At 34.6% G+C, this 15,835-nt stretch carries 14 protein-coding genes; 4 read left to right on the top strand and 10 right to left on the bottom strand.

All coding sequences use genetic code 11. The annotated features are described in order from the left end of the window. Positions 1–72: 72 nt before the first annotated feature. From AB674_RS07060 to AB674_RS07025, 8 genes are all read right to left on the bottom strand, one after another. The gene (locus tag AB674_RS07060; RefSeq protein WP_047775165.1) at positions 73–1,005 is read right to left on the bottom strand and encodes a hypothetical protein; all 933 of its coding nucleotides are present in this window, start codon (positions 1,003–1,005) and stop codon (positions 73–75) included. Between the two features lie 19 nt (positions 1,006–1,024). Beyond that, on the bottom strand, positions 1,025–1,876 hold the full coding sequence (locus tag AB674_RS07055; protein ID WP_047775163.1) for a substrate-binding domain-containing protein: 852 nt from the start codon (positions 1,874–1,876) through the stop codon (positions 1,025–1,027). Positions 1,877–1,936: 60 nt separating this feature from the next. Next, positions 1,937–2,410: a DUF4265 domain-containing protein gene (locus AB674_RS07050; protein WP_047775161.1), complete on the bottom strand. Its 474-nt coding sequence runs from the start codon at positions 2,408–2,410 to the stop codon at positions 1,937–1,939. Continuing rightward, positions 2,410–2,802: a VOC family protein gene (locus AB674_RS07045; protein WP_047775159.1), complete on the bottom strand. Its 393-nt coding sequence runs from the start codon at positions 2,800–2,802 to the stop codon at positions 2,410–2,412. Before AB674_RS07045 ends, AB674_RS07050 begins: the two co-directional genes overlap by 1 nt. A gap of 36 nt (positions 2,803–2,838) precedes the next feature. Beyond that, positions 2,839–3,279 carry a DinB family protein gene (locus AB674_RS07040; protein WP_047775157.1) on the bottom strand — a complete coding sequence of 147 codons (441 nt, stop codon included), beginning with the start codon at positions 3,277–3,279 and terminating at the stop codon, positions 2,839–2,841. Continuing rightward, positions 3,280–4,152: a nucleoside phosphorylase gene (locus tag AB674_RS07035; RefSeq protein WP_047775155.1), complete on the bottom strand. Its 873-nt coding sequence runs from the start codon at positions 4,150–4,152 to the stop codon at positions 3,280–3,282. It lies immediately after the preceding gene. A gap of 160 nt (positions 4,153–4,312) precedes the next feature. Continuing rightward, entirely contained in the window at positions 4,313–4,645 is a 333-nt protein-coding gene (locus AB674_RS07030) for a translation initiation factor (protein ID WP_047775153.1), read from the bottom strand. Between the two features lie 115 nt (positions 4,646–4,760). Next, positions 4,761–5,711 carry an isopenicillin N synthase family dioxygenase gene (locus AB674_RS07025; RefSeq protein ID WP_047775151.1) on the bottom strand — a complete coding sequence of 317 codons (951 nt, stop codon included), beginning with the start codon at positions 5,709–5,711 and terminating at the stop codon, positions 4,761–4,763. A 255-nt stretch (positions 5,712–5,966) separates the two neighbouring features. Between AB674_RS07025 and AB674_RS07020 the strand changes: the two genes are divergently transcribed. From AB674_RS07020 to AB674_RS07010, 3 genes are all read left to right on the top strand, one after another. Continuing rightward, a complete protein-coding gene (locus AB674_RS07020; RefSeq protein WP_047775149.1) occupies positions 5,967–6,716 on the top strand; it encodes a 4-hydroxy-tetrahydrodipicolinate reductase in 750 nt (249 codons plus the stop codon). 847 nt (positions 6,717–7,563) lie between these two features. Next, complete coding sequence (locus AB674_RS07015; RefSeq protein ID WP_047775148.1) at positions 7,564–9,540, top strand: thiamine pyrophosphate-dependent enzyme; 1,977 nt, start codon at positions 7,564–7,566, stop codon at positions 9,538–9,540. A gap of 48 nt (positions 9,541–9,588) precedes the next feature. Beyond that, positions 9,589–11,331: a DUF885 domain-containing protein gene (locus tag AB674_RS07010; protein WP_047775146.1), complete on the top strand. Its 1,743-nt coding sequence runs from the start codon at positions 9,589–9,591 to the stop codon at positions 11,329–11,331. Between the two features lie 791 nt (positions 11,332–12,122). On the opposite strand, the gene AB674_RS07005 is transcribed toward AB674_RS07010, so the two are convergent. Together AB674_RS07005 and AB674_RS07000 are read right to left on the bottom strand one after the other, a co-directional pair. After that, the gene (locus AB674_RS07005) at positions 12,123–12,536 is read right to left on the bottom strand and encodes a thiol-disulfide oxidoreductase DCC family protein (protein WP_047775145.1); all 414 of its coding nucleotides are present in this window, start codon (positions 12,534–12,536) and stop codon (positions 12,123–12,125) included. A 349-nt stretch (positions 12,537–12,885) separates the two neighbouring features. Next, positions 12,886–15,051 carry an endonuclease MutS2 gene (locus tag AB674_RS07000; RefSeq protein WP_047775143.1) on the bottom strand — a complete coding sequence of 722 codons (2,166 nt, stop codon included), beginning with the start codon at positions 15,049–15,051 and terminating at the stop codon, positions 12,886–12,888. A 111-nt stretch (positions 15,052–15,162) separates the two neighbouring features. On the opposite strand from AB674_RS07000, the gene AB674_RS06995 reads away from it, so the two are divergent. After that, on the top strand, positions 15,163–15,834 hold the full coding sequence (locus AB674_RS06995; RefSeq protein ID WP_047775140.1) for a uracil-DNA glycosylase: 672 nt from the start codon (positions 15,163–15,165) through the stop codon (positions 15,832–15,834). The last annotated feature ends 1 nt before the right edge of the window (position 15,835 follow it).

Below are 15,835 nucleotides of genomic sequence, written 5' to 3'. Positions count from 1 at the left end.
TTTAGGTTTAATTATCGTTCTATATTAAAAAGTAATAAATCACTAATCCGGCTAATTATTCCTACAAATACGTTAGTTCAAAGTTAAAGCCCCAAGAATCTCTTCATACATAAAAGGGCCACCGGGATATTTGGCTGTATAATCTAAATTCAACCATACCTGACCACGTTCGTCTATGTGATAATGCAACTTTTGCTTGTAACTTTCCTTAACAAAAAGCACGTTTTTGATCAAATAATTGACTTTTTCCAAATCAATCAATGAACCAATTAAGATTTCGGGATAAATATGTCCCTTGGTATGAATCAATCGCGGAGTTCCTCCAATCGAACGTATTGCAGCAGCCATCAATATCGAATGATCATCACAATCACCCGAAAAATATTCTAAAGATTCACTCGCCGTTGCAATGTAATCTCCTTCTTTAGGATCGTTTACATAGTTCCATCGGCTGTTAATCTCTTTAAAAACAGCAAAACACTGAATCGTTGTTCTGTAGTCGGCATAGCCTTTAATGCCTTTAAAATGCTTCGTTGTGGCCATAACAGCAAAATTCCGAACTTTCGGATTCTGATATTCTATGGCATTTATGATTTTAGATTTGTTAGGAAACGGAAGCAATTTTGCCACGATAATATCCTGTGGAAAGGGGTTATCCGACATGGTGTAAATCATCGAATTATAATCTTCCGATATCTCTGTAAAACCATAATTACCAATGACGGTTCCGTAAAATAAAACCAGTAAATAAAGCGCAATGCAAATGATTATTATGGTTCGCAAAAGCATCAGCAGAAAGAAAATTGCCGTAAAAACAACTATAAACAGCAATACACGATCTAAATTAAAAGGCCATTTTAAATCGATGAAATTTTGATGCATAATGATAAAAATCGGAACGGTAATCAGCACACTCAACAGCATAATAATAATCCTGTCCCAAGGTGATTTCACCTGTAGCTTGGATTTTAACTGCGGAAAGTCGATTTTCGGGAATTTTATCATAAGAATCAAAAGCAGTTTTTTATAGTGCTTTTACCATTTCTACAAAAGTACTTTTTTTCTCAATAATTCCGAGATCAAATAATTGATTTTGAATTTTATTGAAGGCTTTTTCATCCAATTGTTTTTGGGACCATTGCGTAAGTTGCAACCAATCCTGAATGTCCTCGATTTTTTGATTAAAAAGTTCCGATAATGTCTGGTCTATATTGGGGATTTGTTTAAAATCGTAAGTTGTTTTATTGATGATTTCCAGTACTTTTTCAACTGTTTTAGAATTTTTTCTCAAAAACTCATCGCGAACCGTAATTACAAAAGAAGGCCATGGAGTAGGGCAGTCACCAACTCTTCTGAAAATTCCCTGGTCTACGAGAGGCTTCGTCATGAAATGCTCCCACATAAAATAATCCGCTGTTCCGTTTGTTAAAGCTTCTACAGCACCATCGATCGTATTTACAATTTCAAATTTCAAATCATCGGTTTGCCAGCCTTGCTCATTGGCATTTACATAAGCCATAAGCTGCGATCCTGAACCCAATCTGGAAATAGCAGCTTTTTTATTTTTAAGGTCTTTTAGCTCCTGAAAATCTGATTTGGCTGCTACGTGAATCCCCCAAATCAAAGGAGATTGTACATAAATCTGAACTATTTTACTAGGATTTCCGGCTGCAATATCTTTTACAATTCCTTCGGTCAGGATAACGGCAATATCTGCCTCCTCATCGCGAAGCATTTGACACATTTTGCCAGTCCCTTCCGGGATATTTTTCCATTGCAAATCAATATTTTCTGCTTCAAACTCCCCATTTTCAATACACAATTGCCAAGGCAGATTGAAGTGTTCCGGAACACCTACTATTTTTACAGTTTTCATTATAATCAAAGTTAAATTGGATATGCGTATGCTAATCTTGGTATTTCAGGCCTGATTGTACTAGTTTTTTAATAAATCGGCCCTGTGTTTTTCTGAAAGACAAGGCTCTGCAAATTCTATGACAGAAAGTGTTTCGTATTCACTCAACAAACTTTTGACGATAGCATAATCGATATCCCTCACTATTTCCACAGCAAAAAAGGTGTCATTTAAGCCTTCAGACAAACAATGAATTGCTTTTAACTTCTCTCTGATAATTTCTTTATCAAAATCTTTGTCTAAAATTACAACCTGCACAATTGAATTCCCAGAACTTTGCAATGTTTTTTTGTACACCAAACGTTCTTCAGTTGTATCGTACTCTGCATAGAAAAGATCATCCGTTGCAATTAAAGGCCCAAAAAAAGGAATATTATCCAGTTTAAAGTGGCCTTTCTCCAAATCGATGATTTCAGCCCACATAGTCTCTACAATAGTATCCTCCAGATAATCACTGTAATATCTGAACAAGATTTTTTTATGCGTATTTTCCATTATTCAATTTCGTTTATTTCTGCTTTTAATGGTGAGATGACGATACGATACCCATCCGGATCCTGAAACATTTTTCCATTCTCGTTCCAAAAAGGATTGCTTGCCGTTATACTTGATATATTATGATTTAAAAGTCTGTTTGTTAATTCAATATATGCTATAATAGTCTCGGGATATAACACAATAACATCATCTTCATCAAAAACATGTTCGGCTTTTGTCTCGGATTGTGTAAACTCAAAGTGCCAGTCCAAACCTGCTTTTCCGATAAAAACACCGTCATAATTATTGTGATTTTGAAAACCGCCCAGACGTTCAAACCCCAGAATATTAACATAAAAATGTTCTATTCTCTCCAGATTGTCGGTATGTCGCGCTACTCGTAAAGTCATAATTATACTTTAATAATTTTATCTTAAAACAAAGACTTAATCTTTAATCTGTTTGATATGATGCTCTAAATGTTCCACATAATCAGTCATTAAAAATCTTAAATCAATAACAGATTGATCTGCTAATATGATTTTATATCCTAAAGCTTCTTCATTAACACTTTTAAATAATCTGACAATTTGCTTATTTAAAGAAAGCCAAAGCTGTATCAGTTCGGGAAAATCCATCTCCTGATACTGGTTCATAACAACGAGATTATGCTGTTGATACGGTCGATGATAATACGGTTGTTCCAGATAATTTATTTCTGTGAAACGTACCAGATTATGAATCGCAGAATCTGTTAAATGGCCTAAAATCTCTTTTTTCGACCATTTTCCAGTTCTTTTTGCCTCTAAAATTGAAATATCAATTGTTGGAAAAGAAACAGCACTTTCGCCAAGCAATTGTTCAAATTTAAGAATTGTATCCTGCATTTAGATCGTGCTTGAAAGTTTGTTTAGTGTGTAAGTAATCAATTCATCTACTGCTTTATACGGATCTTCACTAAAAGTTCCGGAGGCACGATTGGCAATAATAGCATTTAAAGACAAAGCATTATGTCCTAAAAGAGCCGAAAGCCCATAAATAGCAGCCGTTTCCATTTCTAAATTGGTAATTCGGTGGTCATTAAAGTTGAAATTATCCATTTTAGCGTTTAATTCCTCGTCTTGGATATTCAAACGCAAAACACGTCCCTGTGGGCCATAAAAACCACCTGCAGTAGCCGTAATTCCTTTGAATATTCGATCTGATTCGATCACTTTTTCTAATGCTTCCGAACAAGGAATTACATAAGGTCTTCCTTTTCTGTTATCCCAATTCGTATGCGCTATAAAAGCATCCTCAAGCGCTACATTTGTAACTTCATCAATTAAATAGGAGCGAAGCATATTGTCCAATCCCAACCCGAATTTTGACATTACAAAACTGTCAACAGGAATATCGGCTTGTAAAGAACCCGAAGTTCCAATTCTGATGATGTTTAATGAAGTTAGCTTCTCTTTTGGTTGGCGCGTTTCGAGATCGATATTTACTAAAGCATCTAATTCATTCAGAACAATGTCAATATTATCCGGACCAATTCCGGTTGACATTACAGAAATTCTTTTCCCTTTGTATATTCCGGTTTGCGTTTTAAATTCTCTTTTTTGAGTTGAAAATTCAATTGAATCAAAAAACTGAGTGATCTTTTCAACTCTGTTTTGGTCGCCAACAAAAATTATATCGTTAGCTATGTGTTCTGGACGAAGGTTTAAGTGGTAAACGCTTCCATCCGGATTTAATATTAATTCTGATGCTTGTATCATTCTTCTTTAAGTTTCTGAGGTTCTGAGCTACTAAGTTTCTGAGGCTCTTAGTCTCTGAGTTATTTTTGTTTCACGTTTTAGGTTTCAGGTTGTTTGACCTGAAATAAAGCTCCATAAGTTGGAATTTGGAATTTAGCCCGATTACAATCAGTATTGGAATTTAGCCCCCGACTCTTTTGGTTTTAAAGCCTTTTTCTTTTAGAATTGCCATAATTTTGTCGCGATAATCTCCCTGTATAATGATGGAGGCATCTTTGAAAGTACCACCAACACTCAGTTTGGTCTTGATTTCTTTCGCCAGAATTTTAAAGTCTTCATCGCTTCCTTCGTAACCTTCGATTATGGTTGTTGCTTTTCCTTTTCGTTTTTCAAATTTGCAAATCATGGGCTCTTTTTGAATATAAAGCACATGATCCTCTTCCTGAACTTCTTCAGGCTCATTTGATTCGATATGATCCGGAAATAAATTCTTTAATTGATCTTGTAAATCCATAATATTTTTATTCTAAAAGGTAAATTCCAAAATTGTTTGTTTAAAAATTAAATTCCAAATCCCAAGTTTTGATAGTTTTGGAATTTGGAATTTAAAAAATGGAGATTTAAATGTTTTATTTTTTTATTAAACCTAAATCTACCAGACGTTCATACAGATAATCACCTGCTGTAATGTCTTCGAATTTCTTAGGATTCTCTGCATCAATACAGTTTTCTAAACAATCCAGACGCATATCGCTTACAGGATGCATAAAAAACGGAATTGAAAAACGAGAAGTTCCCCATAATTCTCTTGGTGGATTTACCACTTGATGAATCGTTGATTTTAATTTGTTATTGGTGTGTCTTGACAACATATCTCCAACATTGATTACCAATTGATCGTCTTCAGCGATAGCATCAATCCATTCGCCATCGTGATTTTGAACTTGTAATCCTTTTCCCTGAGCTCCCATCAAAAGAGTAATCAGGTTGATATCACCATGAGCTGCAGCACGAATAGCATTTTCAGGCTCAGTAGTAATTGGTGGATAATGAATAGGTCTTAAGATTGAATTTCCGTCTTTTGCATACTGATCAAAATAAAATTCATCTAAACCTAAATGCAAAGCCAGCGCTCTCAATACATAAACACCTGTTTTCTCAAGCATTTGGTACGCTTCTTTACCCACAACATTAAAACGTGGTAATTCTTTTACTTCTACATTGTCCGGGTATTCCGAAGCGTATTTGGAATCTTGGTCAACATACTGACCAAAGTGCCAAAATTCTTTTAAATCTCCCTCTTTACGTCCTTTAGCATGCTCTTTTCCAAAAGAAACATAACCTCTTTGTCCGCCAATTCCGGGAATTTCATAATTATGCTTAGTTTCTACTGGTAAGGCGAAAAATTTTCGAATTTCGCCATAAAGTTCGTCTACCAACTGATCATCAAGAAAATGACCTTTTAGGGCTACGAAGCCAATGTTTTCAAATGCACTGCCGATTTCATTTACAAATTTTTGTTTACGTTTCGGGTCGTCCGAAAGGAAATCACGTAAGTCTACACTAGGAATGTTTTGCATACTTTACATTTTTTATTAAAAGATAAAAGACTATAGAAAGGTCTTTCAGTAACAAAGGTATATAATATTTTATATTTGAATTTTAAATTTTACTATAAAATTGATTTTTAAACCAATAATTTAACTGCAGAACAAGGAATCTTATTTTTGATTTTTCTATAATTTAACAGCAGTTATAGTCCTAAAACATGTTAATAATTCCAAAAATATTCCCATTTGCAATAAAAAAATCCTATTTTTATAAAAAACAACATTATGAAAGTAGGTCTAATTGGATTCGGAAAAACAGGAAAAGCGGTAGCGTCGGTAATTTTGCAAAACAAAAAATTCTCTCTTTCATGGGTTATGAAAAGGAGCCAAACGCTCGAAAACAGGACAGCCGCAGAATACCTCGGAATTGACTCGGAGGAAACAGGTAAAATATACTCAACAGCATCAACTTCTATTACTGAACTACTCGATAATCAGCCCGTTGATGTTATAATTGATTTTTCATCCAACTCCGGGATCTATGCGTACGGAGAGGCAGCAAGTGAGCGAAAAATAAAAATCATTTCGGCAATATCTCATTATACCAATAAGGAGAAAGACTATCTCAAATCGCTTTCCAACCTTACAACCGTCTTTTGGAGCCCAAATATTACCTTGGGGGTAAATTATTTGCTTTTTGCCTCCAAATTTTTAAAGAAAATCGCTCCTTGGGTTGACATTGAAATCATCGAAGAACATTTTAAAGGCAAAGACGGGATCTCAGGAACCGCCATAAAAATTGCCGAAGCACTTGATCTCGAAAAAGAAGACATTAACTCGGTTCGTGCAGGTGGAATAGTAGGCAAACATGAAGTTGTGTTTGGATTTCCGTTTCAGACCGTAAGACTTGTACATGAAAGTATTTCACGCGAAGCTTTTGGAAGCGGTGTCATATTTGTAGCCGAAAATCTAGTGGATAAAAAGGAAGGTCTGTTTAATTTTGAGGACATACTTTCGCCTTATTTTGCGGTATAAATTAAATTTGAAGTGTATTTAGGCTATATTATTTTCTTCAAGATGTTTATTTTTTGAATTGCCGTTGGTTTTAACCAACGGAATGAAAAAGACATTAATAAAGGCTTTAGCCAAAACTATACCCTTAAAGTTTTTGGCTAAAGCCTCTTTGATCAATCATACTTGACCGTTGGTTAAAACCAACGGCAATTGAAAAAGACATTCATTCACCATCAAACTAAGGGTTGTCAAAAAAGTCTCGCGAAGATTTTAGCGGAATGAAATAAAAAACCGCGCCTAATCCGTCTAATCCGTAGAATCTGCGTGAAAAATTTTCTTAACTTATTAACATTGGGTTTTAGAGGCATAAATACAGGCTTTAGCCAAAACTATACTCTTAAGGTTTTTGGCTAAAGCCTTTTCTATCAATCATACCTAACCGTTGGTTAAAACCAACGGCAATTAAAAAAGGCATTCATTAATCATCAAACTAAGAGTTGTCAAAAAAGTCTCATGCAGATTTTAGCGGAATGAAATAAAAAAATCCGCAAAATCTGCAAAATCTGCGTGAAAAAATAACCTAACTTACTGACTAACCAATCCAATTTTCGACAAAGATTGGCGCTTTTCTTTACGGAATCTCTTGTGCGATTTCTCCTTCGTCGAAAGGACAAATAGAGCAAGATTCTAGAAAATCAAATTCTAAAACTAACCCTGATTTATTCTTTAAATCAAATTAAATCGGATGTAGCTATTTTTTCCTATTTTTAATGTTGCAAATTCATAATTTTCATGGTGTTAATTATCTAACAAATAATGTTAAAATTGTTATATTTTTATATATTTGAAAATTATAAAAAACAACCAAATGATCTTCAACAGACAAGAACTAACCGATTCACAGCTTTTAGATTTATATAAAAAAATATTAAAACCCCGTTTAATAGAAGAAAAGATGCTCATCTTAATTCGGCAGGGAAAAGTGTCCAAATGGTTCTCCGGAATAGGACAAGAGGCAATAGCCGTGGGCGTTACAGCCATTCTTGATGAAACGGAATACATATTGCCGATGCACCGAAATCTGGGTGTTTTTACCACTAGAAACATTCCATTATACCGCTTATTTTCACAATGGCAAGGAAAAGCAAATGGCTTTACAAAAGGTAGAGATCGTAGCTTCCATTTTGGAACACAGGACTATAATATTATTGGAATGATCTCGCATCTGGGGCCACAACTGGGAATTGCAGATGGAATCGCTTTAGCGGACAAACTTAAAGATAACAAAAAAATCACAGCCGTTTTTACCGGTGAAGGCGCTACCAGTGAAGGAGATTTTCACGAAGCCTTAAATATTGCCTCAGTTTGGAAATTGCCGGTAATGTTTGTCATAGAAAACAATGGTTACGGACTTTCGACACCAACAAACGAGCAATATTATTGTGAGAATCTAGCCGACAAAGGTATAGGTTACGGTATGGAAAGCCATATCATAGACGGTAATAATATACTGGAAGTATATAATAAACTGGCGCAACTAAAAGCAGAAATGCAAGAGAACCCGCATCCGGTTTTACTGGAATTTAAAACATTCAGAATGCGTGGCCATGAAGAGGCGAGTGGTACCAAATACGTTCCTCAGGAACTAATGGACGAATGGGCCGCTAAAGATCCTGTTGCGAATTACAGAAATTATTTAACAGAGACAGGAGTTTTAACAGCCGAATTTGATGAAGCTTTGCGCAGTGAAATAAAAAAAGAAATTGATGACAATTTAGTGCTTGCAAATGCTGAACCTGAAATCATTCCTACTTATGCCGGTGAATTAGATGATGTTTACAAACCTTACCAACACGAAGAGGTTAATCCATCTGCATCATCGGAAAATATTCGTTTTATTGACGCCATACGCAATGGTTTGAATGAGTCTATGCAGCGCCATAAAAATTTGGTGATCATGGGACAAGATATCGCAGAATATGGTGGTGCCTTTAAAATCACAGACGGATTTGTTGAACTTTACGGAAAAGACCGAGTTCGCAATACTCCAATTTGTGAAAGTGCCGTAGTTTCAGCCGGAATGGGACTGTCTATAAACGGTTATAAAGCGATTGTAGAGATGCAATTTGCCGATTTTGTTTCGACAGGTTTTAATCCTATTGTCAATCTATTGGCTAAATCTCATTACCGTTGGGGTGAAAATGCCGATGTTGTGGTTCGCATGCCTTGCGGTGGCGGAACTCAGGCTGGTCCATTTCACTCTCAAACGAATGAAGCCTGGTTTACCAAAACACCCGGCTTAAAAGTGGTTTATCCTGCGTTCCCGTACGACGCTAAAGGATTGTTAAACACCTCAATAAACGACCCTAATCCGGTTTTATTTTTCGAACACAAACAATTGTACCGCAGTGTTTATCAAGATGTTCCAACCGATTATTACACCATTCCATTTGGAAAAGCAGCCTTGTTAAAAGAAGGAAATGCAGTAACCATTATCTCATTTGGAGCAGCGGTGCATTGGGCATTAGAAACTTTAACCAAAAACCCTGAAATACAAGCCGATTTAATCGATTTAAGAACATTACAACCTTTAGATACCGAAACCATTTTTGCATCGGTTAGAAAAACAGGAAAAGTAATTATTTATCAAGAAGATACTATGTTTGGCGGAATTGCCAGCGACATTTCAGCTTTAATTATGGAAGAATGTTTTGAATCTTTAGACGCTCCGGTTAAAAGAGTAGCTAGTTTAGATTCTCCTATTCCGTTTACAAAAGCACTCGAAGATCAGTTTTTACCAAAAAGTCGTTTTGAAGAAGTTTTATTGGAATTATTAAAATATTAAACTTATTTTACCTTCCTTAAACCTTGTACTACCAAAAAAGAATAAATTATGAAAAAACTGTTTGTTTCTGTTTGTGCGGCTACAGTACTTTTGTCTTGCAATAAAAGTGCTAAAACCGCTGAAAACACACCTTTAGATAAGAAATTCGAGCATTATAAAGAGGGCTTTGTAACCTCTTTATGGGAAATAAATCCGGATTGGGCTTCCAATGTCGGCTACCATAAATTTGATAATGTTTTGGTAATTCCGGACAGCAAAGAAGAAAAAAAGCAACTTGATTTTGCTACAGCACAATTAGATTCTTTAAAACAATATACGATTGAAGAGTTATCCGATAAGAATAAAACTGATTTTTACATGATAAAAAATCACTTAGAAGATATTATTTTCAGCGCTAAAGAATTAAAATCCGGAGAATGGAATCCTTCTGAATATAATGTTTGTGGTTCTTTTGCAGAAATTCTTAACGGAAATTACGATAGTTTAGAAGTTCGCTTAAGAGCTTTCAATACTAAAATGAACGGAATTCCGGCTTTTTATGAAGCTGCAAAAAAGAACATTAAAAACCCAACTGTAGAACACACCCAACTTGCAATAGACCAAAACTTAGGAGGTTCAAGTGTTTTTGAAGGAGAGTTAAGTGATGCTTTGAAAAAAAGTAAATTAACTGCCGAAGAGAAAAAAGAAATCCTTGACAAAGCTAAAGTTTCTGTAAAAGCTATTGCAGATTATGCGGACTGGTTGAAAAAATTACCAAACAAAACACCACGTTCTTTTAGATTAGGAGCGGAATTGTATGCTAAAAAATTCAATTTTGACATTCAATCAGGTTATAATGTCGATCAAATTTATAAAATAGCCGTTGATCACAAAAAAGATCTTCACGATAAGATGTTTGTTATAGCAGATAAACTTTGGACAAAATATAAAGGAACTGCTCCAAAACCAACTGATAAATTAGATTTAATCAAACAGGTTATTGATAAAATCTCCTTACAACACACTACACCGGAAAAGTTTCAATCGGAAATTGAAAAACAAATTCCTGAATTGACTGCTTATGTAAAAGCAAAAGATCTATTGTATATTGATCCGTCAAAACCACTGGTAGTACGTAAAGAGCCAGCCTATATGGCGGGAGTTGCAGGAGCTTCTATTTCTGCTCCGGGTCCTTATGATAAAAATGCAAACACCTATTATAATGTTGGTAGTATGTCTGGTTGGACAGCAGAAAATGCAGAAAGTTATTTACGCGAATACAACGATTATATTCTTCAAATTCTAAACATTCATGAAGCTGTTCCGGGACATTACACCCAATTGGTTTACAGCAATCAATCTCCGAGTATCATAAAATCTATTTTAGGAAATGGTGCAATGGTCGAAGGATGGGCGGTTTATGCTGAAAAAATGATGTTGGAAAGCGGTTATAAAAACTCAGACGAAATGTGGTTGATGTACTACAAATGGAATCTAAGAGCCACTTGCAATACCATTTTAGATATCAGCGTTCACACTAAAAACATGTCTAAAGAAGCGGCCCTTGACTTACTGATCAAAGAAGCTTTTCAACAACAAGCCGAAGCTGATGGAAAATGGAAACGCGTCACCTTATCTCAGGTTCAATTGTGTTCTTATTTTACGGGATACACTGAAATTTACAATTTAAGAGAGGAACTTAAAAAACAACAAGGAAAAGATTTTAAACTGAAGCAATTTCATGAAAAATTCTTGAGTTTTGGTAGTGCTCCTGTAAAGTACATTAAGGAATTGATGTTATCTAAAGAATAAAAAAAAAGGCTTTTTCAACATATGAAAAAGCTTTTTTTTTAAGAATAATTTCTAAGGAATGTATTCAATTATCATTAAAATTTAAGAGTCAAGTTTGCAAAACTCTGTCTCTCATGCGTTTAAAATTAGCCCAAAGCCATTACTAGCAAAGTAATTTAACCTAAAAAGAACAGTCACAGCTTTAACTTGATACTTGATTTTTTTCACGCAGATTTAGCAGATTGCGCAGATTTTTTTTAAAGGAATAAATTATGATCCGCCTAATCTGCTAAATCTGCGTGCAAAAAAATAGCTCTAAAATTATAAAGGAGCCGTAATGTTATAACCTAATACTTGATTTTTTTTCACGCAGATTTAGCAGATTGCGCAGATTTTTTTTTAAAGGGATAAATAAGATCCGCCTAATCTGCTAAATCTGCGTGCTAAAAAATAACTCTAAAATTATTAAGGAGCCGTAATGTTATAACCTCATACTTGATTTTTCTTTCACGCAGATTTAGCAGATTGCGCAGATTTTTTTTAAAGGGATAAATAAGATCCGCCTAATCTGCTAAATCTGCGTGCAAAAAAATAACTCTAAAATTATAAAGGAGCCGTAATGTTATAACCTGATACTTGATTTTTCTTTCACGCAGATTTAGCAGATTGCGCAGATTTTTTTTAAAGGAATAAATATGATCCGCCTAATCTGCTAAATCTGCGTGCTAAAAAAAATTTTAGGCTCCAATAGCTAAAATTGCAGTCTATGCGTTTTACAAAAACTCGCATATAAAAAATGCTGGGTTAAACCTTTAAAGAAACTTCGCCTTAATCTCAGCACTAGGAATCATACAGCTTTCTTTTTTACCGTACCAGTTGTATCGATTTTTAGCAATATAATCATAAATGTAATCACTCATAAAAATGGGAATAATTCTGAAAATAGAAATCAATTTCCAGAGTCCACCAAAATTTTTGGCAATTTCTATAGCTGCTGAAGATTTATAATAATAGGAGACACCCGGATTGTATAAAATAATACTATCCATTTTAGAGAAACTTACACCTAGATGTTTGCATATTGAAATCCCTAATTCCGATTGCAATGCCACAAATCTAAAAATGTCCTTCGTATCGTGTTTGATAATATATTGTACAGCTGAATTGCATAAGTTACAGACTCCGTCAAAAAGAATTATTTTTTTATTTTTTGGAAAATTGAGCATTATTTGATTTATTTTGAGGTTCTGTTACCTTTTTCGTTTGTTTTGTTTCAGGTTTCAGGTTTTTCTTACCTCTATTTTTGTTTTGTTTCAGGTTTTACGTTTCAGGTTCGTTGTAGTTGTCTATTAGTTTTATCTATTGAAATAAAAAATTTTATCGAAATTTTAAATCAAAAACAGCTTTCATAAATAAATTCTGAGCGATTTTCTAAAACATTCCGTCTTCGTTGTTGTCTTTTTAAAAAACGTTACTTAAAACGCTTTATTTCAATTTCGACCCTTTTTTTCTGTTTTTATTTTCAAAACCGAATACTGAGACCGAGACTGAGACCGAGACTGAAAACTTAAAAACTTACTTCTTCACAGCTTCAACCAATTCTAATTCATCTAAACTTACTTTCGAAGTAAAAATTCCATAGTTCACGGTTGCTTTATTTTTTTCGATTGAGTCAATACTTCCAACCGATCTACCGTCTTGCATTCTTACACGATCTCCGACTTTTAAGATTGGTTTTGGTTTTTCGATAACCGGTTTAAGCTTCTTCTCTTTTTTCTCTTTTCTGATTTCTTCTACCTGTACCGTAATTTCAGCAATAACTTCTTTTTTCTTCTCAATTATCGCTTTGGTTTCTTTTGGAGTTGCTTTTTTGCGTTTTGAATTTTCAATTTCTACAATTTTCAAAAATTCACCAATCAGTTCTTTTTTGTTTTTGTTGTTGAAATATTTCTCCGAAATGTCTTCAATTTTTTGTCCAATGTAAATTGTTTTCTGGTTGCTGTCATACAATTCCTGATAGCTTTCCAGTTTTTGTTTGATTTTTACATTGATGTTTTCCATTTTTTTACCTTCTTCACGCGCTCTTGTTTCTTCTTCTTTAAGGTTGATAGAAGTTTTTTCAAGCTTAGAACGCTCTTTTTGAAGTGTGGCTATGGTTTTATCAAAACGGACTTTTCCGACTTCGATTTTCTTTTTCGCACGATTAATCAGTCCAAATGGGATTCCGTTTTTTAAGGCTACTTCAAAAGTAAAAGAACTTCCCGCCTGACCAAGCGCCAATTTGTACATTGGTTCTAATGATTTTTCATCAAACATCATATTGGCATTGGTCGCAAAAGGCAATTCGTTTGCCAAAATTTTCAAATTAGAATAATGTGTCGTAATGATTCCGAAGGCTTCACGGTGATAAAACTCTTCCAGAAAAATTTCTGCTAAAGCTCCACCAAGTTCAGGGTCAGATCCGGTACCAAACTCATCAATTAAAAACATGGTTTTCTTGTTGCATTTTTTCAAGAAATAATTCATATTTTTCAATCGGTAACTATAAGTACTCAGGTGATTTTCAATCGATTGATTGTCTCCAATATCCGTTAAAATTCGATCAAATAAGAAGGTTTCACTTCTTTCGTGAACCGGAATCAACATACCGGATTGCAGCATCAATTGTAATAAACCAACTGTTTTTAAAGAGATTGTTTTTCCTCCCGCATTGGGTCCCGATATAACAATAATTCGATTGTCCTGTTTTAATTCAATGGTTTGCGGATGCGTAATTTCGTTTTTTTGTTTGTTATTCAAATACAAAATCGGATGATACGCTTCTCTGAAAAACAATCTTCTATCTTCCGTAATGGTGGGTAAAATTCCGTTGATTCTATTGGCATATTTTGCCTTTCCGGCCACAACATCAATATCACTTAAAAATTCCTGATATTCAATTAAAAGAGGCAAATACGGACGAATCTCATTCGATAATTGCTTCAGAATTCGGGTAATTTCTTCTTTTTCTTCGTATTCCAGATTGCTTAGTTCACGTGAATATTGCAAAGTCGCTTCCGGCTCAATATAGGCAATACTTCCGGTTTTTGAACTTCCCAGAATAGAACCTTTCACCTTGCGACGATACATGGCAAGAACCGCCAAAACCCTACGGTTCTGAACGAAACTTTCTTTGATATCATCCAAGTAACCAAGGCTGTTGTTATGCGTAAGCGCCGCGCCAAAACTCTGATTTACTTTGCCTCGAACAATATTCATGCTCTGACGAATACTCAAAAGCGCCGGTGAAGCATTGTCTTTTATTTCTCCATATTTATCTACAATCGCATCAACCAAAGTAACAATATCTTTGGTGTATTCGACTCTTGAAGCTCTGGCATTTAAATTTGGATAATAATCATCAAATTTCTTTAGGAAATTCAATAGAAAATTAGATGTCGACGAAAGTGTTGCAATTTTCCTAAAACTGCCCACTTCAAGAAAACTGTCCTCGATAGCCAAGAATTTGATTTCATGCGTAATGGCATCAAAACCATGATTTGGAATCGCATTGTTATTCTCAAATGACGAAACGTATTCTGATGTTTGCATTAAAGCCTGCATCAAAGTTTCTTTATCTCTAAAAGGAGTTATTTCTAAAGCTTTTTGTTTTCCAATATCTGTATTACAGCCTGCTGAAATGGTTTCAAGCACTGTTGGAAATTGTAAATCTTGTAATGTTTTTTCAGTAATGGATATCATTATATATCGTAAGTTGTAAAGTTCAAAGTTACAAAGTTTTAAAACTAAATAGTAGTATTAATTGGTACTTTGCAAAAATCTTTACGTAATTTGTAGTTAAATTTTATTTAAATGAAAATTAATCTTTCTTCAGATTGGCAAACCGTTTTGGCAGACGAAATTCAAAAGACTTATTTTACGGAATTGACTGCTGCTTTAGAGGCCGAATATCAAACGCAGGTCTGCTATCCACCGACAGATTTGATTTTTTCCGCCTTCAATACTTGTGATTTTAAAAACTTAAAGGTAGTTCTTATTGGCCAGGATCCTTACCATGGGGAAGGAGAAGCAAACGGTTTGAGCTTTTCGGTGAATGATGCTGTTAAAATACCACCTTCTTTGCGCAATATTTACAGAGAATTAAGCACTGATTTAGATTCGATTTTTATGCCGACTTCGGGTAATTTAGAAAAATGGGCAAAGCAGGGCGTTTTGCTTTTAAATGCGTCATTAACCGTTCGAAAAGACAGTCCGAACAGTCATAAACATTTAAAATGGAATCTTTTTACAGATGCTGTAATTCAGACCATCTCTGATCAAAAAGAAAACATTGTCTTTTTATTGTGGGGTGCTTTTGCGCAGAAAAAAGGATCAAAAATTGATCGATCCAAACATTATGTTTTAGAATCAGGACATCCGTCACCAATGAGTGCTAATCAAGGGAAATGGTTCGGGAACAAACACTTTAGTAAAACCAATGCGTTTTTGAGCTCTAAAGGAATTCCTGAGATAGAATGGTTGTAAA

Source organism: Flavobacterium sp. ABG (assembly GCF_001027725.1).
In the GTDB taxonomy this organism is placed as follows: Bacteria; Bacteroidota; Bacteroidia; order Flavobacteriales; family Flavobacteriaceae; genus Flavobacterium; species Flavobacterium cupriresistens.
Note: the sequence above shows the minus strand (reverse complement) of the source record. Positions and strands in the feature narration are given on the sequence as shown.